17 protein-coding genes are annotated in these 20117 nt (G+C 66.7%); 12 read left to right on the top strand and 5 right to left on the bottom strand.

The features are described from left to right. The first annotated feature begins 20 nt into the window (after positions 1-20). The 7 genes from KHP16_RS16410 to KHP16_RS16380 are packed head-to-tail and all read left to right on the top strand — an operon-like array spanning position 21 to position 6855. Positions 21-1451: a CpaF family protein gene (locus KHP16_RS16410; protein WP_109580331.1), complete on the top strand. Its 1431-nt coding sequence runs from the start codon at positions 21-23 to the stop codon at positions 1449-1451. 23 nt (positions 1452-1474) lie between these two features. Continuing rightward, positions 1475-2455, top strand: a complete 981-nt coding sequence (locus KHP16_RS16405) for a type II secretion system F family protein (protein ID WP_121490582.1) — start codon at positions 1475-1477, stop codon at positions 2453-2455. A gap of 30 nt (positions 2456-2485) precedes the next feature. Continuing rightward, positions 2486-3466: a type II secretion system F family protein gene (locus KHP16_RS16400; protein WP_115952683.1), complete on the top strand. Its 981-nt coding sequence runs from the start codon at positions 2486-2488 to the stop codon at positions 3464-3466. Between the two features lie 40 nt (positions 3467-3506). Continuing rightward, entirely contained in the window at positions 3507-4028 is a 522-nt protein-coding gene (locus tag KHP16_RS16395; protein ID WP_179593204.1) for a TadE family protein, read from the top strand. Beyond that, on the top strand, positions 4028-4672 hold the full coding sequence (locus KHP16_RS16390; RefSeq protein WP_109580327.1) for a TadE/TadG family type IV pilus assembly protein: 645 nt from the start codon (positions 4028-4030) through the stop codon (positions 4670-4672). The genes KHP16_RS16395 and KHP16_RS16390 overlap by 1 nt, the downstream gene beginning before the upstream one ends. 28 nt (positions 4673-4700) lie before the next feature. Continuing rightward, positions 4701-5999, top strand: a complete 1299-nt coding sequence (locus tag KHP16_RS16385; RefSeq protein WP_211960682.1) for a vWA domain-containing protein — start codon at positions 4701-4703, stop codon at positions 5997-5999. A 49-nt stretch (positions 6000-6048) separates the two neighbouring features. Beyond that, positions 6049-6855 carry a metallophosphoesterase gene (locus KHP16_RS16380; RefSeq protein WP_211960681.1) on the top strand — a complete coding sequence of 269 codons (807 nt, stop codon included), beginning with the start codon at positions 6049-6051 and terminating at the stop codon, positions 6853-6855. Between the two features lie 38 nt (positions 6856-6893). On the opposite strand, the gene KHP16_RS16375 is transcribed toward KHP16_RS16380, so the two are convergent. Both KHP16_RS16375 and KHP16_RS16370 read right to left on the bottom strand, forming a co-directional pair. Beyond that, positions 6894-7772 carry an anti-sigma factor family protein gene (locus KHP16_RS16375; RefSeq protein ID WP_211960680.1) on the bottom strand — a complete coding sequence of 293 codons (879 nt, stop codon included), beginning with the start codon at positions 7770-7772 and terminating at the stop codon, positions 6894-6896. Continuing rightward, positions 7769-8329: an RNA polymerase sigma factor gene (locus KHP16_RS16370; protein WP_211960679.1), complete on the bottom strand. Its 561-nt coding sequence runs from the start codon at positions 8327-8329 to the stop codon at positions 7769-7771. The genes KHP16_RS16375 and KHP16_RS16370 overlap by 4 nt, the downstream gene beginning before the upstream one ends. 286 nt (positions 8330-8615) lie before the next feature. Between KHP16_RS16370 and KHP16_RS16365 the strand changes: the two genes are divergently transcribed. Together KHP16_RS16365 and KHP16_RS16360 are read left to right on the top strand one after the other, a co-directional pair. Next, complete coding sequence (locus KHP16_RS16365; RefSeq protein WP_415831431.1) at positions 8616-9092, top strand: DUF305 domain-containing protein; 477 nt, start codon at positions 8616-8618, stop codon at positions 9090-9092. A gap of 28 nt (positions 9093-9120) precedes the next feature. Beyond that, positions 9121-10620 (top strand): YncE family protein, encoded by a 1500-nt coding sequence (locus KHP16_RS16360; protein ID WP_211960678.1) that lies wholly within the window; start codon positions 9121-9123, stop codon positions 10618-10620. A 102-nt stretch (positions 10621-10722) separates the two neighbouring features. Here the strand turns inward: KHP16_RS16360 and groL are convergent, their stop codons facing one another. The 3 genes from groL to KHP16_RS16345 all read right to left on the bottom strand — a co-directional run bounded on the left by groL (position 10723) and on the right by KHP16_RS16345 (position 13623). Beyond that, positions 10723-12366 (bottom strand): chaperonin GroEL, encoded by a 1644-nt coding sequence (gene groL / locus KHP16_RS16355; RefSeq protein ID WP_109580320.1) that lies wholly within the window; start codon positions 12364-12366, stop codon positions 10723-10725. Between the two features lie 39 nt (positions 12367-12405). Next, entirely contained in the window at positions 12406-12696 is a 291-nt protein-coding gene (gene groES / locus KHP16_RS16350) for a co-chaperone GroES (RefSeq protein ID WP_109580319.1), read from the bottom strand. 246 nt (positions 12697-12942) lie between these two features. Then, the gene (locus KHP16_RS16345; protein ID WP_121490577.1) at positions 12943-13623 is read right to left on the bottom strand and encodes a DUF899 family protein; all 681 of its coding nucleotides are present in this window, start codon (positions 13621-13623) and stop codon (positions 12943-12945) included. 227 nt (positions 13624-13850) lie between these two features. Here KHP16_RS16345 and KHP16_RS16340 point away from each other — a divergent pair, with 227 nt between their 5' ends. From KHP16_RS16340 to KHP16_RS16330, 3 genes are all read left to right on the top strand, one after another. Next, complete coding sequence (locus KHP16_RS16340; protein WP_211960677.1) at positions 13851-15626, top strand: efflux transporter outer membrane subunit; 1776 nt, start codon at positions 13851-13853, stop codon at positions 15624-15626. Positions 15627-15709: 83 nt separating this feature from the next. Next, a complete protein-coding gene (locus tag KHP16_RS16335) occupies positions 15710-16858 on the top strand; it encodes an efflux RND transporter periplasmic adaptor subunit (protein WP_121490575.1) in 1149 nt (382 codons plus the stop codon). Continuing rightward, positions 16855-20046, top strand: a complete 3192-nt coding sequence (locus tag KHP16_RS16330) for an efflux RND transporter permease subunit (RefSeq protein ID WP_211960676.1) — start codon at positions 16855-16857, stop codon at positions 20044-20046. The genes KHP16_RS16335 and KHP16_RS16330 overlap by 4 nt, the downstream gene beginning before the upstream one ends. Positions 20047-20117 lie beyond the last annotated feature (71 nt).

The following is a 20117-nucleotide window of genomic DNA, read 5'->3' as shown; positions in this document are numbered from 1 at the left end:
CCTCATCACGGAGAGCCGCCATGTCACTGCGCGCGCAACTGTTCGAGAAAGCCGGCGAGGCGATGCCGGATCACGTGGCGGGCGCCGATGCCGGCGCGGCCAGCGCCTGTCACGGCAGCGGCGCTCAGGCCGTCGCATCGGGCGCCGCCCATCCTGGTGTCCATGGCGCCGCGAATGCCGCCTATCAGCAGCTCAAGCTCGAGATCCACGCGGCGATCATCGAGCGCGTGGAACTGGAAAAACTCCAGCGCCTCACGCCCGATCAGGTGCGCCGCGAGATCGCGTTGCTCGTCGAACGCATCGTCGAGGAACGGAACATCCCGATCAACGAGGCCGAACGCCGCCGCCTCGTCTCGGACGTGCGCGACGAGATGCTCGGCTACGGTCCGCTGGAACCGCTGCTCGCCGATCCGACGATTTCCGACATCCTCGTCAACACCGCCAGCAAGGTCTATGTGGAGCGGCGCGGCAAGCTCGAGCTCACCGACGTGACGTTCCACGACGATGCGCATCTGCTCAAGGTCATCGACCGCATGGTGTCGCGCGTCGGCCGGCGCATCGACGAATCGAGCCCGATGGTGGATGCGCGCCTGCCCGACGGCTCGCGCATCAACGCGATCATTCCGCCGTCGGCCGTCGATGGCCCGCTGCTCTCCATTCGCCGTTTCTCCGTGCAGCCGCTGATGGTCAAGGACCTGATCGAGCTCCAGACGATGACGCCGCCGATGGCGCAGCTCATCGAGGCCATGGTCAAGGCCAAGCTGAACATCCTGATCTCGGGCGGCACGGGCAGCGGCAAGACCACCATGCTGAACATCCTGTCCGGCTTTATTCCATCGAGCGAGCGTGTGGTAACGATCGAGGACGCGGCCGAACTCCAGCTTCGGCAGGACCATGTGTTGCGGCTGGAGACGCGGCCGCCCAACATCGAGGGCCGCGGCGAAATCACGCAGCGATCGCTCGTGCGCAATGCGCTGCGGATGCGGCCAGACCGCATCATCCTTGGCGAGGTGCGCGGCGCGGAGGCCCTCGACATGCTGCACGCGATGAACACGGGCCACGAAGGCTCGCTCGCGACGATCCACGCGAACAGCCCGCGCGATGCGCTCACGCGACTGGAAAACATGGTCAGCATGGCGGGCCTCTCGCTGCCGCCGCGCACGATGCGTCAGCAGATCACCTCCGCCATCACGGTGATCCTGCAGGTGTCGCGCCTCACCGATGGCCGCCGCAAGCTCCTGAGCATACAGGAGGTGACGGGTATGGAGAGCGACGTCGTCAACATGCAGGAGATCTTCACGTTCAAGCGCACGGGCGTAGACGCCGACGGCCGCGTCAAGGGCTACTTCTGCGCGACGGGCGTGCGGCCGCACTTCTCGGACAGACTCGCCGCGTTCGGTCTGTCGGTACCGGAGCGGCTCTACGAGCCTTCCGTGCGTTTCGACGTTTGACGGGTATCTGACCGGAGACCGCCATGGACAACACGCTGATCGGCTTCGCGCTCTCGCTGTTCATCGCCATCGTGGTGATGCTGGCGCTTGGCTATCAATGGTGGATGCGCCGCCATAGCGCGGCCGCCCGCCGATTCGACCGGCGCCTGCGCGCGGTGTCGGAGGCGAGCTGGCAGGACGATGGCGGCGCGGGGTCCATCGTGAAGGATCGCGCCTTCAGCCGCTCGCCGTTCGTCGCGGCGCTGCTCAAGCGGATGCCGCGCATCGACGCGCTCGATCGCCTGCTGATGCAATCCGGCCTGCGCTGGAACGTATCGACCTTCACGACGATCACGCTGCTGCCGCCGCTCGCGCTGTGGCTGCTCGGCAAGCTGCTGGGCGTGCCCGACCTCATGCTCACCGCCGCCTGCGCCGGATGGCTCGCGCTGCCGTTCTGGCACGTGCAGCGCCGGCGCGCGCGCCGCCTCGCGCGCATCGAGATGCAACTGCCCGAAGCCGCCGACATGATCAGCCGCGCGCTGCGCGCGGGCCACTCGTTCTCCAGCGCGCTGGACATGGCCGGGGCCGAACTCTCCGACCCGCTCGGCGCCGAGTTCCGCACCACGTTCGACGAGATCAACTACGGGGCTTCGATGCACGACGCGCTGAAGAACCTTGCCGAGCGCGCCCCGCTGCCGGACCTGCGCTACCTCGTCATCGCGGTGCTGATCCAGCGCGAATCGGGCGGCAATCTCGCCGAGATTCTCGGCAACGTCGCGCACATCATCCGCGAGCGCATGAAGCTGGTCGGCCAGGTGCGCGTGCTGTCCGCCGAAGGCCGGCTGTCCGGGATCATCCTCGCGCTGCTGCCGTTCGCGCTGTCCGGCGCGATGTACCTCGTGAACCCGGGCTTCCTCAAGCCGCTGCGTAACGATCCGGCCGGGCCGTGGATCGTGGGCTACGCGCTGCTGCTGATGGCGCTGGGGCTCCTGTGGATGCGCCGCATCGTACGGATCCACATCTAGACAACGCGGACGCGCCCAGAGGAGACCGACATGAACATCGAACAGATCGCGGTACTGGTGCTGACCTTCGTGCTCGCCTTCGGCGCGGCGCTCGCGGCGATGCTGCTGCTCCAGCCCGATGCGATGCGCCGGCGCATCCAGCAGGCCTCGCGCGCCGATGCGGGCGAGGACGACGTCCCTTCGGTGCTGCAGGACGAATGGCTCCAGCGGCTGGCGCACGCTTCGAAGCCGCTCGCGAAGCTTGCCGTGCCCAAGGAAGGATGGGACGGGTCGGTGCTGCGCACGCGCTTCATGAACGCGGGCTGGCGCAGCCCCGCTGCGATTCCCGTCTATTTCGCGGCCAAGACCGCGCTCGCCCTCGCATTCCCGCTCGGCGTGTTCCTTGCCACAGGCGGTGTGGTGAGCGAGGACAATCCGCGGCTATTGCCCGTGGCGATGCTCGCGGCCGCGATCGCGGGCTTCTATCTGCCCGACCTCGTCCTGCGCCGGCGCATCCGCCAGCGCAAGCAGGAGATCTTCGAAGCGTTTCCCGATGCGCTCGACCTCATCACCGTCTGCGTGGAAGCGGGCCTTGCGCTGGATGCGGCGCTGCTCAAGGTCGTCGAGGAGTTGAGCGGCCAGCAGCGCGGACAACAGAATGGTCAGCATCACGCGCTTGGCGAGGAACTCGAACTGCTGGTGCTGGAGTTGCGCGCCGGCCTCTCGCGCGAGAAGGCGCTGCGCAACCTGGCGCTGCGCACCGATGTCGACGACGTGGACATGCTGGTGAGCATGCTCGTGCAGGCCGACCGCTTCGGCACGAGCATCGCCGAGTCGCTGCGCGTGCAGGCGGATACGCTGCGCACCCGCCGGCGTCAGCGCGCCGAGGAATGCGCGGCCAAGATCGCGGTGAAGCTGCTGTTCCCGCTGATCTTCTTCATCTTTCCGTCGCTGATGGTCGTACTGCTCGGCTCTCCCGCGCTGCAGTTCTATCGCGCGCTGATGCCGTTCATGATGGGCCAGGGCGGCTAGCTCTGGTCGCGTACCGCAACCTGCCATGAGAGGAATAGCCATGAGCGCCCCGCTGCCTCGCGCCTGCCTCCAACTCCGCGCCGCCTGCGCGGCCGGACGCCGCCGGCCCCGACGATCGCGCGGCGCCAGCGCCGTGGAGTTCGCGCTCGTGGCCCCGCTGTTCTTCCTCACGCTGTTCTCGGTCGTGGACTTCAGCGCGATGATGTGGGCCAACCTCACGATGCAGCATGCCGTGCGCGAAGGGGCGCGCTATGCCGTCACGGGCCAGAGCAACCTCGACCCGAACACGAGCAGCCAGCAACGCTATCGCGCGGTGCTCGAGAAAATCCACGACACCTCGCTGGGCGTGTACGACATGTCGGGCGCGCAGGTCACCACGTGGGTCAATGGTACATCGCAGGCGAACGGCGCGGGCATGTTCGGCTCCGCCGGCGACATCGTGATCATCGAGGTCACCTGCAACTGGCCGCTGCTCACGCCCGTCGTGGCCGCGTTCTACGGATCCACCGGTGGCAAGTACCGCTTTCGCGTGGCGGCCACCATGCGCAACGAGGCCTTCTGATGACTCCCGCACGCCCCACACGACAATCAGGGCACGCACGGCATGAACGCCAGCGCGGCATCGCCGTCATCGAGTTCGCGATCCTGATGCCGATTTTCGTCTTCCTCACGCTGCCCGTCATCGACTTCGCGCGCGCGATCCAGGCGAACCTCATCCTCGTCAACCTCACGCGCGAAGGCGCGAGTCTCGCGTCCCGCAGCTCGCAGACGCCGCAGGTCATCATGAACTCGCTCGCGCAGACCACGCCGCCGCTCGACATGCCCCAGCGCGGCATGATCTACGTGACCAAGGTCATGGGCAATGCCGAGAACTGCAACAAGTCCGGCACCAACTGCACCGTTCGCAATATCGTGCTCGAGCAATATCGATGGACGGGCGGCTGGAGCATGGGCGGCAGCGCGCCCGCGAGCAAGACGTACGCCGGCTGTGGCCGCTGGGGTAACGACGGCAGCTGCTCGGGGCTCCCCGCGCCCGGCACCGGCTCACCGACCGCCAATACGATGACCGGCAAGATCGCCGACGGACAGGTCATCTGGGTCGTCGAGTCGTACTACAGCTTCAACATGTTCTTCCAGGGACTCGGTATCGGCACGCTGCGTATGCCGACGCTGGGTCCCAACCTGTATTCGTCAACGGTGTTTTGAGCGGTCCCACAACGACGCAGGAGGCGCCATGAGAACCCTACCCAGGCAACGGGGCCAGATCACGCTGATCGCGGCACTGACGATGATCGGCCTCGCCGGCATCGTCGGGCTCGCGGTCGACGCGGGCATGGCCTACGTGACGAAGGCGCGCCTCAACGCCGCCGTGGATTCCGCCGCCGTCGCGGCTGCGCGCGCGGTCACCAACGGCACCACGCAGGCCCAGCAGAACGCCGCGGCGCAGCAGGCCGCTTCCGACTTCTTCCACGCGAACTTCGCCAACGGCTACCTGCGCGGCACGCCAACGCTGAACACGCCGACGGTGCAGTTCGAACAGGGCAAGGTCACGATCTCGGTCTCCGCGACGAGCACGATGCCGCTCACATTGCTCAAGGTGCTTGGCTTCAACAACGTTGCGGTGGCGGCCAACTCCACCACGATTCGCAAGGACCTCGACATGGTCTTCGTAATCGATTCGTCGGGGTCCATGAATCCCGTCTGGAGCACGGTACGTTCCAACGCCAACAGCTTCCTGAATCAGTTCAGTCCGACCACGGACCGTGTGGGGCTCGTGCATTTTTCCTCGGGCGCGGTGTCGGACATCGCCATCCGCACCACGCAGCGCGGCTTCGATCGGCCAGCGATGCAGACGAAGATCACGGGCCTGAGTAACGGGGGCTACACCAACTATGCCGAAGGCCTGTGGCAGGCGCGCGCGCAACTGGACAGCATTACCCAGACCAACCGTTCCAGCCTGCGCGTGATCGTGTTCTTCTCCGATGGACGTCCGAACACGCTCGCGGCCACCTATCCGCTCAACGGCAATCGCACGTGCGCGGGCGGGATCATGGTGGAGGGGGAGAACGATACCTCTCCCGCCGGCTATATGGCGCCCGATCAGCAGGACACGACCCTGAGCGGCAACTGCAACGGCGTGACGGGCAACAAGGTGCCGAGCCAGATGCCGACCTATTACAACGTGCACAACGCCGCGGACAAGGAGTTTCTGATCGTCGGCAGCAAGCCCAAGACGGTTACGGCGTCCACGAACGGCACGGACCTCGCGCGCAACGTGTATCGCGCGGCCACCAATGTGCCGCTGGCGATGGCATCGTCGATGCGGGATGCGGGCATCTATATCTTTACGCTCGGGCTCGACGGCAACGGCGGCTTCGACGCGGATCTGCTCCGCAACATGGCGAATACGGCCGACGCCTCGCAGTACAACAACAAGCAGCCTAGCGGCGTGTACTGCTACGCGGCCACGATCAACGATCTGCGCCCCTGCTTCGCGAAACTCGCTTCGGAGATCCTGCGCATTTCCAGATAGCTATGGGAGAATCGGATGCACGTTCACCTCATGCATCCGGGAGCCGTCCATGAAGCTGCGCCTGCTCAGCGATCTGCACCTCGAGCACGACATGCCGTCCGAGATTCCGGTCTGCGACGCCGATCTCGTGATCCTCGCCGGCGACATTGCGAATGGCCGCGAAGGCGTCGACTGGGCCGCGCGCACGTTCGATGTGCCCGTCGTCTATGTGCCCGGCAATCACGAGTACTACGAGAGCAACTTCGCGCTGGCGGACCGCCTGCTGGCTTCTGCCGCGGCCGAATTCAACCATGTGATCGTGCTCAATGGCGGGGTGGCGCGGTTCACCGATGGCGACGGCACACCCGTGCGCGTGATCGGGACGACGTGGTGGACCGACTACCAGCTGTTTGGCGAGGATCGCATGCAGGACGCGATGACGGCCTGTGCGAGCGTGATGGTCGATCATCGGCTGATCCATACCGCCGGGGACGATGGGACGGACGCGACGGACGGGACGCTGCGGCTCTTCACGCCGGCGGACGCGCTCGCCCGGCACCTGCGCGCGACGGCATGGTTGGAGTCGGCGCTTGCCGAGCCCTTCGAGGGCAAGACGGTGGTGGTCACGCACCACGGCCCGGACATCGGGTCCCTCGACCCGCGCTATGCACACGACATCGTCTCCGCGGGATTCCTGTCGCAACGGCCGGACCTCGTGATGCAGGCCGATCTCTGGGTGCACGGGCACACGCATACGGGCTTCGACTACCGCATCGGCGATGCGCGCGTCGTGTGCAATCCGCGCGGCTACCGGTCCCGGCGGACCGGCGAGATGGAGAATCCGCGGTTCGACTGGAATTATGTGGTGGAGGTGTGATGGCGCTGTCCCGCCTCCCTCTCGCGCTCACCCTTCGGTCACCCGCCTCGCTTCGCGATCTGCTCGTGTACATCGTGTGACAGTTCGAGCAGCACGTCGCGGCCAATGCCGCCTGACACCGCGTAGCCAAAATCCCTATCGATCCAGTAGAACACGTTGACCGAACCGTCCTGATACAGCCGGAACGCCGTCGTGCCGCTATCCGCCTTGCGGCGCGAGACACATAGCGTGATCCGCTGCCCCTGCGCGTCGCGATACATGAACTGCGCGACGTCGCCATTGGCATCGGGCAGCAGACGCCCTCCCACGAGTTCGAACCCGCTCCGCGTGAGCATCGGCGGATGAACATCCGTCCCGAGCCGCTGCGCGAGCCAGTTCACGAAGTCCTGCTCATGCCCGCCATCCATCGTCTTGGGCCGCATGACGTCGGGCATGAAAACCACATGCGCGAGCGCCGCGCGGCGGGCGAAGCCGGCGGAGGAATCGGCGCCCTGCGCGGCCGCGCCCGACAACCCGCCCTGCGAGGCGGCGCTCTGCGAGGGCCTGTCCTGCATCGCCACCCACGCGCGCGGCGCCCCGCCGCCGATGACGCCGTTCATCCCGATACCGATGCCCACGCCGAGCGCCAGCATCGCGGCCATCGCGAGCATGGTGGTCGTGCGCGACCATGGCCGCGCGTCGGCCGCTGGCCATAATCGACGCGGTACCGCTTCATCGAGCACGGCGTCGTAACGCGCATGCAGCAGCCGCTTCTGCGACAGGTAGTCGTCCACCCGAGCCACGAGCGCGGGATCGGCCTCGAGCGCGCGCTCCACGGCGGCACGACGCTCGCCCGGCAGCTCGCCATCGACGTAAGCATGCAGTTCCAGGTCACCGATGGCCGCATCGGCCGAACCCGTTGGTCGTTGGTCGTTCATCGCACTACCCTCAGTTTCGTGGCGCCGCCCTGCCCGGATGTGCCAGCCTCTCCCGCCATCAGCATGCGTAACCGCTCACGCCCGCGCGACAGGCGCGACATCACGGTGCCGAGCGGAATGCCGAGCGTCTGCGCGACTTCGGCATAACTCATGTCTTCCAGACCGACCAGCAGCACCACTTCCCGCTGCTCGGCCGGCAACTTTGCCAGCGCGGCATCGAGATCGCGCAGTTCGAGCGCGCGCGTCTGGCCGTCGGGCATGCCCGTGCTACCCACAAACCCCGCCGCGTCCATCGCGGCGTCCAGCACGTCGCCCTCCATCGCCACATGCGGCGCGCGCGCGGACGCCCGCCGCGCCTGATTGGCATGGACGTTATGCATGATCGCGAACAGCCATGCGCGGGGATCGCTGTCCGGCCGGTACTGATGCGCATGGCCGAGCGCGCGCTCCAGCGTGTCCTGCACGAGGTCGTCGGCCAGTTCCCGGTTCTGGATCAGCGCGCGCGCATAGCGGCGCAGGCGCGGCACATGATCGATCAGAACATCCCGGATGTTCATCGTCGGTTTCCTGTCGGTTCCGGTTTGGTGGCGGCATCCCGCCGCCCTTACCTGGGGCATACACGGCGAGCACCCAGTTTATTCCAGGCGGCCGCAGGAATTTTTTCAGGGGGGCATGGCGGAATAAGCGCGCGGGGGGCGTGTATACCCCGCAACGACCCGATGGAGAGATCCCATGCGCCTGAATGTTCGACTCCTGCACACCCTACGCCACCTCAGCCAACTAAGCCACCTAAGCCACCTAAGCCACTTAAGCCAACCCAGCCACCTGCGCCACTCCCCACCGCTGCGAAGGCGATGGCGCGCACGCGTCCCCCGATACCTGCTGGCATGGCTGGCCGCCGCCGCGATGCCGCTGGCTCATGCCGCCCCACCTGCCGCCCCACCTGCCGGCGAGGCGGCCTTCCTCGCCGAGAACGAAGCGGCCATGACGAGGATGATGAACGACATGGACATCCGGCCCACTGGCGACGTGGACCGCGACTTCGTCGCGATGATGACGCCGCATCATCAGGGCGCGATCGACATGGCGCAGGCCGTGCTGCGTTACGGCAAGAACGAGCAGCTGCGCCGCATCGCGCAGGAAATCATCGTCGATCAGCAGCAGGAGATCGCCGCCATGCAGCTCGCGCTGGGGCAGCCTGCGCCGCCTTCCGCACCGGCGCCGACCTCCCCGGCCTCCCCGGCCTCTGGTTTGCCGGCGGCCGCGCCCGCTGCCCATTCCGCCCATTCCCACACGATGCGCATGTCGCATCACGAGTGACCCACTTTCTCCCTCCCCCGACAAAACGATGACATCCCAACCACTTGCCAATCTACTCCATATTCGGTTCGACATTCGACTCGCCGCGCGCCTCGGCACCGCGCTGACGCTGGCCACAGCCCTCACCGCCACCGCCTTCGCGGGCCAGGCACCGGGCGCCGCCACCGCGCCCGATATCCCCATCAGCCACCGCGACCGGGTGTACACCGCCGAGCAATTCTCGAACACGGTCTCCGTCACGGACCCCGCCGATCACCGGCTGCTCGGTGTCATCCGCCTGGGCGATCCGTCGCCGGGCAATTTCAGCCCGCTCTACCGCGGGCAGGTGCTCGTGCACGGGATGGGCTTTTCCCCCGACCATCGGACCCTCGCGGTCGTCTCGATCGGCTCCAACTCGGTCACGTTCATCGACACGCAGACCAATACGGTCAAGCACACCACCTATGTGGGCCGCTCTCCGCACGAAGCGTTCTACACGCCCGACGGCAAGGAAATCTGGGTCACCGTGCGCGGCGAGAACTACGTCGCCGTGCTCGACGCCAGGACGTTCGAGGAGAAGACGCGCATCGTGACGCCTGCCGGCCCAGGTATGCAGATCTTCTCTCCCGACGGCAAGTACGGCTACATCTGCTCGTCGTTCAATCCGGAAACCAAGGTCGTCTCCGTGGCGGACCACAAGATCGTCGGCACCGTGAAGCAGGAAAGCCCGTTCTGCCCGAACATCGCCGCATCGCCGGACGGCACGCAGGTCTGGTTCACGCTCAAGGATGTGGGCCGCACGCAGGTCTTTGACGCAAAGCCGCCGTTCGCGCCGATCAAGACGCTCGAGACGGGCCCCATCACCAACCATGTCAATTTCGCGCGCACGGCAACGGGCACGCTGGCGTATGTCACCATCGGCGGACTCAACGAGGTCAAGGTGTTCCGCACCGACGACTTCTCGCAGGTCGCCACGATCCCGGTCGGGAAGCTGCCGCACGGCGTCTGGCCATCGGGGGACGGCACGCGCATCTATGTGGGTCTGGAGAACGCCGACGCGCTGGCCGCGATCGACACCGCCACGCAGCGCGTCGTCGCCAACGTGCCGATCGGACAGGCGCCGCAGGCCATCGCCTACGTCCCGAACGCCGTGCCCGAGGGCGATGGCACGCAGAACCTGCAGCCGCTCGGCGTGGCGGGACAAACCGCGCACCTGACGCTCGCCCCGGCCGGTGCGAAGACCGCCCCCACCAGCGTGTCGCTCTTCGATCAGGGTCTCGTGCAGGTCTTGCAGGCCTCCGTCACGGGACTGCAACCCAAGGCGCCATATGTGCTGGCCCTGGCCGAGCGCCCGGACGGCAGCGGCAACCTGCAACCGCTCGCCGCTTTCATGACCAACCCGGCGGGCTCGGCGATCGTCAATTCGATCGGACCGATCCGGCAGGTCGTGACACCGGAGAACGCCGCGACGGACCAGCGCCGCTATCTGATCATCGCGCCGCAAGCGGACGGCAAGCCCGGCGCGCCGGTCCAGCTTCAGCAACTGTGAGGCCATGAAACAGGCAGGCATGAAAAAACCCCGCGGGCTCGCACCCGCGGGGTTTTTTCGTACAGCTTGCGTAGCGGCTAACGCCGCGACAGCGAAGGCAAATTACATCATGCCTTCCATGCCGCCCATGCCACCCATGCCGCCCGGCATTGCCGGCGCCGACTCTTCCTTCGGCGTTTCCGCCACGGCGCAGTCGGTCGTCAGCATCAGCGAAGCCACCGAAGCGGCGTTCTGCAGCGCGGTGCGGGTCACCTTGGTCGGGTCCAGCACGCCCATTTCCACGAGGTCGCCGTACTCGCCGGAGGCCGCGTTGTAGCCGTAGTTGCCCTTGCCTTCGATGACCTTGGCCACGACGACCGAGGCTTCTTCACCGGCGTTCAGCACGATCTGACGCAGCGGCTCTTCCATCGCGCGCAGCACGATCTTGATACCGGCGTTCTGGTCGGGGTTGTCGCCCGCCAGGTTCGAGATCGCGGCGCGCGCGCGCAGCAGTGCCACGCCGCCGCCCGGGACGATGCCTTCTTCCACGGCAGCGCGGGTAGCGTGCAGCGCGTCTTCCACGCGTGCCTTCTTTTCCTTCATTTCGACTTCGGTCGCAGCGCCAACCTTGATCACGGCAACACCGCCGGCCAGCTTGGCCACGCGCTCTTGCAGCTTCTCACGGTCGTAGTCCGAGGTCGCTTCTTCGATCTGGGCGCGGATTTGCTTCACGCGGCCTTCGATCGCCGATGCGTCGCCGGCGCCGTCGATGATGATGGTGTTTTCCTTGCCGATCTCGATGCGCTTGGCCTGGCCCAGGTCCTGCAGCGTAGCCTTCTCGAGCGTCAGGCCGATTTCTTCGGCGATGACCGTACCGCCCGTCAGGATGGCGATATCTTCCAGCATGGCCTTGCGGCGGTCGCCAAAGCCCGGAGCCTTCACGGCGGCGGTCTTCAGGATGCCACGGATGTTGTTCACCACCAGGGTCGCCAGGGCTTCGCCTTCGACGTCTTCAGCGATGATCAGCAGCGGACGGCCAGCCTTGGCCACTTGTTCCAGCACCGGCAGCAGGTCGCGAATGTTCGACACCTTCTTGTCGAACAGCAGCACGAACGGGGAGTCCAGGGCAACAACCTGCTTTTCCGGGTTGTTGATGAAGTACGGCGACAGGTAGCCGCGGTCGAACTGCATGCCTTCCACGACTTCCAGCTCGTCGGCCAGCGACTTGCCGTCTTCCACGGTAATCACGCCTTCCTTGCCGACCTTGTCCATCGCTTCAGCGATACGCTCGCCGATCGAGGCATCGCTGTTGGCCGAAATGGCGCCAACCTGAGCGATTTCCTTGCTGGTCGTCGTGGGCTTGCTCAGCTTCTTGAGCTCTTCCACGGCGGCGCCGACAGCCTTGTCGATACCGCGCTTCAGGTCCATCGGGTTCATGCCGGCGGCCACGAACTTCATGCCTTCGCGCACGATCGACTGGGCCAGCACGGTTGCGGTGGTGGTACCGTCACCGGCGTTGTCGCTGGTCTTGGAAGCCACTTCCTTGACCATCTGCGCGCCCATGTTCTGGAGCTTGTCCTTCAGTTCGATTTCCTTGGCCACGGACACACCGTCCTTGGTCACGGTCGGGCCGCCGAAGCTGCGCTCCAGCACCACGTTACGACCCTTCGGGCCCAGCGTCACCTTCACTGCGTTGGCGAGGATGTTCACGCCTTCGACCATCTTGGCACGGGCGGCGTCGCCGAACACTACGTCTTTTGCTGCCATGTTCTGATTCTCCTGAATGCTGTACGGGGTGGGCGCGGATTACTTCTGGACCACGGCCATGATGTCTTCTTCGCGCATGACCAGCAGTTCCTGGCCATCCACCTTCACGCCCTGGCCGGCGTACTTGCCGAACAGCACGCGGTCACCCACCTTCACGTCGAGGGCGATCGAGTTGCCCTTGTCATCCTTCTTGCCGGGGCCCACGGCCAGCACTTCGCCTTGATCAGGCTTTTCCGCGGCGTTGTCGGGAATCACGATGCCGGACGCGGTCTTGGTTTCGTTGTCCAGACGCTTCACGATCACGCGGTCGTGCAAGGGACGCAGATTCATACGGACTCCTAATACAAAAAAGTGAGTTTCGATTCACAAATGGCCGTTCGGATTGCCGTTCATTCCAGAACATCCGGACGACCATCAGGTTTCCATCGGAAGTGGTGGCGCGGTTCGAGCGACTCGACGCACCCGCGGGACCGTGCTGTTAGCACTCAACCCCGACGAGTGCTAATTATAGGGACGGGGTATTTCCTTTTCAAGGCAGGAACTTGATAAGGGTTTTCCCTGATACGAGCAAAAAATTCAATAGCTGAGCGCCGGCCGCCAGTCGCCGCGGCCTTCCGGGGTGTAGTCCAGGAGGTGCCAGAGCGGCCAGATCGGATCGACGTGGCGCGGATCCTGACCGTCTTCGCCCTTCGTGAACATGAGTTCGGTGCCGTAGAAGTGCCGCAGTTCCCCGTCGCGGCGGGTGAAGACGTTGAGCATCGGCATCTGGCTGCCTTCGGCGGTTTCGCCGTGGTAATCAGCGTTGTAGGCGTTATTGGCCGACGACAGCAGCCGAAGGTGACGCCAGCCGCGCTGCTGCGCGTAGGCGAGCAGGCGTTCCAACGGCGAGCGCGCGACCGCCGCGAAACCGATGCGCTGGCGCGCGTGCGGCACGACGTCGTCGATCGCGTCGAGGATCGACGTGCACGACGGGCAGGCCTGTTTCATGTTCGGCCCGTACATGAAGTTGTACAGCACGAGCGTGTCCTGTCCCGGCGAGAACAGCTCGGAGAGCCGGACCTGCGCGGGCTGGCCTGGCATAGCTTGCTCGAACAGATAGTCTTCCTCCACGCGGCCGCCCGGTGGCAGCGCGCGGCGCATGGCCGCGACCGCTTCGGTCTGGCGGCGCAGCGCGATTTCGGCCTCGAGCAGCGCATTGCGCGCGTCGCGGTATTCGGCCGATTCGTTCGGATAGCGATGGTCGTGCAGTGTTGCCATTGTCATGTCTCCTCAAGACCCCATGATGGCGTGCGGACCCGCGTCGGATGCGCGGTGAAGGCGACTTGGTACGACTCTCGAAACATTGCGTAATGTAGAGAAACACGCCGTAATACGCCACGTGTAACCCGACATATGGCGGCACCCTCCCGCGGCTTAGAGTGGCATGGCATGCGATGGCTGCGTAAGCAGACCGTCGCGCCTGAGCTTGCCGACAGAGTCCGCCCATGAGCGTCACCCCGAGCGCCCCCCCGAGCGCCCCCCCGAGCGTCACCCCGAGCGCCCCCCCGAGCGTCCCCCCGACCGCCGTCCCACCCGGTGCCGCGCGCACCGTTGTCACTGCCGCCGTCACCACGATCGCGCTTGCCGCGCTGGCGTTGCTTTCCGGATGCACGGTCGGTCCCGACTACGTCAAGCCTACGCTCTCCGACCGGCAATTACCGGCGAACTGGCGGGAGCAGCCGCCGCCTGACCCGGACTGGAAGGTCGCGCAGCCGGCCAGCATCGATGCGGGACAGGACTGGTGGACGGCGTATGGCGACACGACGCTCGATGGGCTCGTCGATGCGGCGATGGCGGCCAATCAGACCTTGCGGCAGGCGGAGGCCAGTTATCGGCAAGCCCGAGCGCTCACGCGGCAGGCACGCGCCGGACTGTTTCCGACGCTGGGTGCCGAAGTGTCGACGGGCCGCAGCCGCGCGGTGTCGAACGGGGTGCCGTCGGTCTCCAACAACCACGCGGCGCTGCTCGATGCGAGCTGGGAAGTCGATCTGTGGGGGCTCGTGCGCCGCGCGGTGGAGGCGGCGCGCGATACCGAGCAGGCGACCGCGGCCGACCTTGCCGCGGCGCGATTGTCGATTCAGGCCGAAGTCGCGCAGGACTACATCCAGCTGCGGATCACGGACGTGCTCAAGGATCTGTTCGATCGCACCGTGGCGGCGGACGAGGAGTCGCTGAAGCTCACGCAGAGCCAGTTTCGCGCGGGCATTGCCACCGATGCCGATGTCTCGCTCGCGCAGGTCACGCTCGAGTCCGCACGCGCGCAGGGGATCGATCTCGATGTCCAGCGGACGCAGCTCGAGCATGCGATTGCCGTGCTGACGGGACAAGCCCCCGGTGCGTTCGCGCTGGCGCGCCTGCCGTCGCCGCAGGACACACCAGCGGGTGCCGGCGCGGATGCCGACACCGGGCGTGCCGGGGGCGCGTCGTTCCCCATGCGCCTGCTCGCCATCCCGCCGGGCCTTCCCTCCACGCTGCTCGAACGCCGCCCGGACATCGCCGCCGCGGAGCGGCGGATGGCCGCCGCGAATGCGGAGATCGGCGTGGCGCGCGCGGCGTATTACCCGCAGTTGACGCTGTCCGCGTCGGGCGGCGGCAGCAGCGCGAATCTTGCCAACTGGTTCATCGCACCGGGCCGCGTGTGGGCGCTCGGCGCGGGGCTCGCGCAGACGATCTTCGATGGGGGCCTGCGGAGCGGACGTAACGATCAGGCCGTCGCGGCCTACGACCAGAGTGCCGCGGCGTATCGACAGACGGTGCTTTCCGGCTTGCAGGAGGTCGAAGACAGCCTCTCGGCACTGCGCGTGCTCGATCGGGAGGTGGTCGTGCAGGACCGGGCGGTGGACGCCGCGCGGCGCGCCGAACGTGTGTCGCTGGCCCAGTATCGCGCCGGCACCGCGCAATACCTGAGCGTCATCACGGCGCAGCAGCTCGCGCTGACCAATGCGCGCACGGCCATCACGTTGCGCGGCCGCGCCTTCGCGGCAAGCGTCGCGCTCGTCAAGGCCACGGGCGGCGGCTGGCAGTCCAGCGCCTTGCAATCGCCGCCCCCGATGACCACGCACGACGCCCCGCTCGCGGCGGTCGGCGACACAAAGGCGCCGGCCACCGCCACCGCCACCGCCACCGTCGCGACCACTGACGTGGTCGGCCCGCCCGGCCACCCCGAAACGCGCGCGAACGCGCCCATCCGCTCCGCCATGACCGCTGGGCCCGAGCGCTGACGCCGGTCCACGCCCGACCGAGGCGTTCCGCCGATGCCGTCCCACCCCTGCCGCCCCACCCCCAGCACGCTACCGACACGACCATGACCCCGACCTCCCGCCCCCACCCACGCCGACTCGGCCGCATCGCCATCGCGGCGATTATCGTTGCGTGCGTTGGCGGCTACGTCGTCTGGCGCGTGCTGGCGCCGAAGCCCGTCAAAGCGCCCACGCCGCCAGTCGGCGTGACCACGGCGCTCGCTCAAGCGCAGGATGTCGATATCGGCCTCGTCGGCGTGGGCACCGTGCAGGCGATGCAGACCGTCACCGTTACGCCGCGCATCGATGGCCAGCTCGTCAGCGTGGGCTTCGTCGAGGGACAGGACGTGAAGCTGGGTCAGGTGCTCGCGCGCATCGATCCGCGAACGTTCGAAGCCCAACTGCAGCAGGCCCAGGCCACGCGGGCGCGTGACGAAGCCACCCTCGCCAACGCCAGGCTCGACCTGACGCGCTTTCAGGGCCTGATCAAGGAGAACGCCACCACGCAACAGACGCTCGACACCCAGCGCGCCACAGTCGCCCAGCTGGAGGCGTCCGTGCGCACCGACGACGCGCAGATCGCCCTCGCCCGCGTGCAGCTCGACTTCACGACGATCACCGCCCCGCTCGCGGGCCGCGTCGGCGCCCGCCTCGTCGATCCCGGCAATATCGTGCACGCGACCGACACCACGGGTCTTGTCGTCATCCGCCAGATCGATCCGATCGACGTTGTCTTCACCCTGCCGGAAGAAGCGGTCTCCCAGATCCACGGGGCCACAACCGACGGCGCGCAGCTGATCGTCGACGCCAATGAACGCGAGTCCGGCAAGCGGCTCGGCGAAGGCAAGCTGATTCTGGTCAACAACACCATCGACACCACGAGCGGGACGATCCAGCTCAAGGCGCGCTTCCCGAACCCCACGCACGCCCTCTGGCCCGGCCAGTACGTCGATGCCCGGCTCGTGCTCGGCCGACGCGCGCGGGCGATCACGGTGCCGTCGTCGGCGATCCAGCGCAACGATGCGGGCACGTACGTCTACACCGTGCAGCCCGACAACACCGTGGCCATGAAGCCCGTTACCGTGGCGGAGTTGCAGGGTAACCGTGCCGTCATCGGCAAGGGGCTCGCGGCTGGGGACCGCGTCGTGTCGGAGGGTCAGTACAAGCTGCGCGCCGGCGCGAAAATCGTGGAAACGGCAGGCGCCCGCTCATGAGCATTTCCGCCGCCTTCATCAAGCGCCCGATCGGCACCTCGCTGCTCGCCGTCGCGCTGCTGCTCGTCGGCGTGGCCGCATGGCCCCTGCTGCCGATCGCCCCGTTGCCGCAGGTCGACTTCCCGACCATCCAGGTCACGGCCAGCCTACCCGGCGCCAACCCGGAAACCATGGCGTCCAACGTCGCGCAGCCGCTCGAGCGACAGTTCTCGCTCATCGCGGGCCTCTCGCAGATGACGTCGCAAAGCGCGCAGGGCTCGACGCAGATCACGCTGCAGTTCGATCTCAACCGCAGCATCGACGCCGCCGCCGTCGACGTGCAGGCCGCGATCAACGCCGCCGGCGGACAACTGCCGACGAACCTGCCGAGCCCGCCCTCGTTCCGCAAGATCAATCCGGCCGACTCGCCGATCCTCGTGATGGCGGTGCAGTCCGACGCGCTGCCGCTCACGGCCGTCAACGACTATGCCGACAACATCCTTGCGCAGCAGATCTCGCAGATTTCGGGCGTCGGCCTCGTCAACATCGGCGGGCAACAGAAGCCGGCGGTGCGCATCCAGGTGGATCCCGGCAAGATCTCCGCGCTGGGCATTAGCCTCGAAGACATCCGGGGCGTCATCGCCTCCACCACGGTCAACGCGCCCACCGGCAGCACCGACGGCCCCAGCAAGGCGTTCAACGTCTACACCAACGACCAGCTCACCAAGGCCGCCGCGTGGAACGACATGGTGCTCGCCTATCGCAACGGCGCACCCGTGCGCGTACGCGACGTCGGCGTGGCCATCGACGGTCCGGAGAACGCCAGACTCGCGGGTTGGGGCTTCGCGGGCAAAGCCGCGCCCGAGGACAGCACCATTCGCAACGGCCGCGCCATCATCCTCGCGGTGACCAAGCAGCCGGGCGCCAACGTCATCGCCACTGTCGATGCCATCCAGGCCGCGCTGCCGAAGCTGCGCGCATCGATCCCGGCATCCGTGCAGGTCAACGTCCTCGCGGACCGCACGCAGAACATCCGCGCATCGGAGGCCGATGTCGAATTCACGCTCGTACTGACCATCGCGCTCGTCGTGATGATCATCTTCATGTTCCTGCGCAACCTGCCCGCCACGCTGATCCCGAGTGTCACCGTGCCGCTCGCGCTGCTCGGCACCGCCGGGGGCATGTACATGCTCGGCTACTCGCGCGACAACCTGTCGCTGATGGCGCTGACCATCGCCGTCGGCTTCGTCGTGGACGACGCGATCGTGATGCTCGAGAACATCTACCGCCACGTCGAGGACGGCATGACGCCGATGGACGCCGCGCTCAAGGGCGCCGCCGAGATCGGCTTCACGATCATCTCGATCTCGGTGTCGCTCGTCGCCGTGTTCATCCCGCTGCTGCTGATGGGCGGCATCGTCGGCCGGCTCTTCCGCGAGTTCGCGGTCACGGTCACGCTGACGATCGCGGTCTCGGTCATCGTGTCGCTGACGCTGACGCCGATGCTGTGCTCGCGCTTCCTCAAACCGCACGACCCCGCGCACGCCGGGCATCATGGCAAGCTGTTCCAGCTGTTCGAACGCGGCTTCGGCGCGATGCTCGACGCCTACCGCCACGGGCTCGATCGCGTGATGCGCCATCAGTTCCTCACGCTGTGCGCGTTCCTCCTGACCGTGGCCGCGACGGTGGCGCTGTTCCTGTACATCCCCAAGGGCTTCTTTCCCCAACAGGACACAGGCTTCCTGTTCGGCTTCGCCGAGTCCGCGCAGGACGCGTCGTTCAAGTCGATGAACGCGCGCATGGTCGCGCTCGCCGATGTCGTGCGCGCGGACCCCGATGTGACCGCGGTCGGCATGACCGGCGGACAGAACACGGTCAACACCGGCAATTTCTTCATCTCGCTGAAGCCGAAAGACGAAGGACGCACCGCCACCGCCGACGAGGTCATCGCGCGCCTTCGCCCAAAGCTCGCGAAGGTCGAGGGCGCCAACCTGTTCCTGCAGGCGGGGCAGGACATCAACGTCGGCGGCCGGCTATCGCGCACGCAATACCAGTTCACGCTGACGGACGCGAACCTCGCCGAGCTCAACGACTGGGCGCCACGCATTTTGCAGCGATTCCGTCAATTGCCGGAACTCGCGGACGTCGCGTCCGACCAGCAGAACGCCGCGGCCGCCGCGATGATCACCATCGACCGCGCGCGCGCGTCCAGCTTCGGCATCACGCCCGCGCTGATCGACGCCACGCTGTATGACGCCATCGGACAACGGCAGGTGGCGCAGTACTTCACGCAAATCAACAGCTATCACGTCATCCTCGAAGCCACGCCGAAGCTGCAGGAAGATCCGCGCCTCTTCGACAAGCTCTACGTGACGTCGCCGATCACGGGCCAGCAGGTGCCGCTGTCCGCGTTCGTCGGCATCGACACGAACCGCACGTCGTACCTGTCCATCAGCCATCAGGGGCAATTTCCCGCCGTGACGATCTCGTTCAACCTGTCGCAGGGCACGTCGCTCGGCGATGCGGTGAACGCCATCAACCAGACGCTCGCGGCGATGGGCAAGCCCGCGGCGCTGTCGGGCGCGTTTCAGGGGACCGCGCAGGCTTTCGGCGCCTCGCTCGCCTCGCAGCCGTATCTCATCGCGGCCGCGCTGATCGCCGTGTACATCGTGCTTGGACTGCTGTACGAGAGCTATATCCATCCGCTGACGATTCTCTCGACGCTGCCGTCCGCGGGCGTCGGCGCGGTGCTCGTGCTGCTGCTCGGCGGCTACGACTTCACGGTCATCGCGCTGATCGGCGTGATCCTGCTGATCGGCATCGTCAAGAAGAACGGGATCATGATGGTCGACTTCGCGCTGCAGGCGGAGCGTGAACGCGGGTTGTCCCCGCAGGAGGCCATCTACGAAGCGTGCCTGCTGCGTTTCCGCCCGATCATGATGACGACGATGTGCGCGTTGCTCGCGGGCCTGCCGCTGATGCTCGGCCATGGCGCGGGATCGGAACTGCGCCGCCCGCTCGGTTATGCGATGGTCGGCGGATTGCTCGTGTCGCAGCTGCTGACGCTGTTCACGACACCTGTGGTTTACCTGTACCTCGATCGCGCGCATTACTGGTACGTGCGCCGCAAGGCCGCACGTGCTCGCGGCAGTGCAGCATCGCCGCGCGCGCCGCGCGAGCGCCCGCTCGCGGAATCGCGCCACGATTGATGCGGCAGGCGCATCACAGAAAGTCGAGCGCGATGGCAACGCCGACGCTACACTAGGTCCGCCGTCATCAC

The sequence above is a fragment of the Cupriavidus plantarum genome (genome assembly GCF_905397285.1).
In the GTDB taxonomy this organism is placed as follows: Bacteria; Pseudomonadota; Gammaproteobacteria; order Burkholderiales; family Burkholderiaceae; genus Cupriavidus; species Cupriavidus plantarum.
The sequence above is the reverse complement of the archived record's forward strand: the minus strand, read 5'-3'. Positions and strand labels throughout refer to the sequence as shown.

Coding starts and splice junctions, on each gene's coding strand:
- KHP16_RS16410 (WP_109580331.1), top strand. CDS start 21: ATGTCACTGCGCGCGCAACTGTTCGAGAAAGCCGGCGAGGCGATGCCG.
- KHP16_RS16405 (WP_121490582.1), top strand. CDS start 1,475: ATGGACAACACGCTGATCGGCTTCGCGCTCTCGCTGTTCATCGCCATC.
- KHP16_RS16400 (WP_115952683.1), top strand. CDS start 2,486: ATGAACATCGAACAGATCGCGGTACTGGTGCTGACCTTCGTGCTCGCC.
- KHP16_RS16395 (WP_179593204.1), top strand. CDS start 3,507: ATGAGCGCCCCGCTGCCTCGCGCCTGCCTCCAACTCCGCGCCGCCTGC.
- KHP16_RS16390 (WP_109580327.1), top strand. CDS start 4,028: ATGACTCCCGCACGCCCCACACGACAATCAGGGCACGCACGGCATGAA.
- KHP16_RS16385 (WP_211960682.1), top strand. CDS start 4,701: ATGAGAACCCTACCCAGGCAACGGGGCCAGATCACGCTGATCGCGGCA.
- KHP16_RS16380 (WP_211960681.1), top strand. CDS start 6,049: ATGAAGCTGCGCCTGCTCAGCGATCTGCACCTCGAGCACGACATGCCG.
- KHP16_RS16375 (WP_211960680.1), bottom strand. CDS start 7,772: ATGAACGACCAACGACCAACGGGTTCGGCCGATGCGGCCATCGGTGAC.
- KHP16_RS16370 (WP_211960679.1), bottom strand. CDS start 8,329: ATGAACATCCGGGATGTTCTGATCGATCATGTGCCGCGCCTGCGCCGC.
- KHP16_RS16360 (WP_211960678.1), top strand. CDS start 9,121: ATGACATCCCAACCACTTGCCAATCTACTCCATATTCGGTTCGACATT.
- groL (WP_109580320.1), bottom strand. CDS start 12,366: ATGGCAGCAAAAGACGTAGTGTTCGGCGACGCCGCCCGTGCCAAGATG.
- groES (WP_109580319.1), bottom strand. CDS start 12,696: ATGAATCTGCGTCCCTTGCACGACCGCGTGATCGTGAAGCGTCTGGAC.
- KHP16_RS16345 (WP_121490577.1), bottom strand. CDS start 13,623: ATGGCAACACTGCACGACCATCGCTATCCGAACGAATCGGCCGAATAC.
- KHP16_RS16340 (WP_211960677.1), top strand. CDS start 13,851: ATGAGCGTCACCCCGAGCGCCCCCCCGAGCGCCCCCCCGAGCGTCACC.
- KHP16_RS16335 (WP_121490575.1), top strand. CDS start 15,710: ATGACCCCGACCTCCCGCCCCCACCCACGCCGACTCGGCCGCATCGCC.
- KHP16_RS16330 (WP_211960676.1), top strand. CDS start 16,855: ATGAGCATTTCCGCCGCCTTCATCAAGCGCCCGATCGGCACCTCGCTG.